Annotated in this window: 1 pseudogene; it reads right to left on the reverse strand. The window is 78.5% G+C overall.

Annotation, left to right across the window (positions count from 1 at the left end):
* Positions 1–1,472, reverse strand: a pseudogene (locus ACFV5N_RS27765) (hypothetical protein); the annotation flags it as partial.

Genomic DNA, 1,472 nt, shown 5'->3' on the forward strand with positions numbered 1-1,472 from the left:
GAGGATGCGGGCGTCGTCGGCGGCGGCGGTGCGCAGCTCGAACAGCAGCCGTTCCGCGCCGCTGACGCGCTCCTCCAGCAGGGCGGTGAGCGCTTCGGCGTTGCGGTCCAGTTCCTCGGCGGTGAGCGGCCCGTCGTCGGTGCGGCGGGGCGCGGTGGCCGGGGCGGGGGACGGTACGGCCTCGTCCCGCTCGCCCGCGGCCGGGTCCGCGGCCGGGGCCAGGCTCAGCAGTTCGGCGAGCCGGGGTTCGCGGGCCAGGGCGGTGGCGGTGGCGTGTTCGGCCTGCCAGGCGGCTTCGGCCGCGGTGGCGGCGTCCAGGGAGCGGGCCGCCAGCAGGTCGGCGCCGGAGTGGGCGGCGGTGGCGTCCCGCAGCCGTTCGCCGGCGCGGACCGCCGCCTCGCGGGCCGTCTCCCAGGCCGCGGCGGCGGTCTTCTCGGCGTCGCTCGCGGACAGGGCGGCGCGGGCCGGGTCGGCGCCCTCCAGCCAGCCGTTGCGGACCGCTTCGGCCGTCTCCGCCTCGACTTCGGCCAGCCGCTGCCGCAGATGCTCGGACTCGCTGCGGGCGCGCTGGGCCTCGGTGGCCGCGGCCGTCGCGTCGCGGTGCGCGGACTCCGAGGCGTGCTGGAGACGGGCCGAGCGCTCCTCCTGTTCGCCCGCGGCCCGTTCGCTGTCCTCGGCGGCCGCGTGCAGGGCGCGCACCAGTTCGCCGGCGGCCTTGCCGCGGGCGGCGAGGGCGGGCGCGGCGTCCCGTTCGGCCTCCCGGATGGCGGCGGCCACCCGCGCCGAGCGGTCGGCGGCGGCCCGGTGCGCCAGCACCGTCTCGGCGGCCTGCCAGGCCGCGTGCAGGGTGCGCGCGTCGGTCAGCTCCCGGCGCTGGGCCGCCGCCGCCTTCTCGGCCGCGGCCAGGGCCAGGGAGGCGTGGCGGTAGGCGAGTTCGGCGGCGATCGCCGAGGCGTCGGCCCGTTCGCGTTCGGCCGCCGCGACGGCGGCCTGGGCCGACTCCACCCCGGCGGCCAGCTCCGCCGCCCGCTCCCGCTCGCCGCGGGCGCGCGCGGCCAGCCGGCCGGCCAGGGCGCGCACCCGCCGTTCGGCCGCGGTGTGCACGGTGCGGGCCTGTTCGCGTTCGGCGGCGGCCTCGCCGATCCGGCCCAGCAGATCGAGGGAGCCGGCCGTGAAGTCGCGTTCGGCCGTCAGCTCGGCGCGGCGGCCCAGTTTGTGGGCGAAGCCGTGCACGAGGTCGGCGAGTCCGTCGGTGTCCCGGGTGTCGGTGACCGCGCGCAGCAGCAGGTCGGTGAAGTCCGAGTCGTTCTTGACGGCGAACAGGCCGGCGGCCTCGCCCTCGTCGGCGTTCATCTCCCGCTGGTAGCGGAAGAGCTCCGGGTCCAGGCCGAGCCGCTGCAACTGCTCGATCCAGCGTTCGTGGATCTCCTCCCAGACCACGTCGAGGTTGGGGTAGGCCTTGCCGGTCTCGG

This window comes from Streptomyces sp. NPDC059853, from assembly GCF_042731495.1.
In the GTDB taxonomy this organism is placed as follows: domain Bacteria; phylum Actinomycetota; class Actinomycetes; order Streptomycetales; family Streptomycetaceae; genus Streptomyces.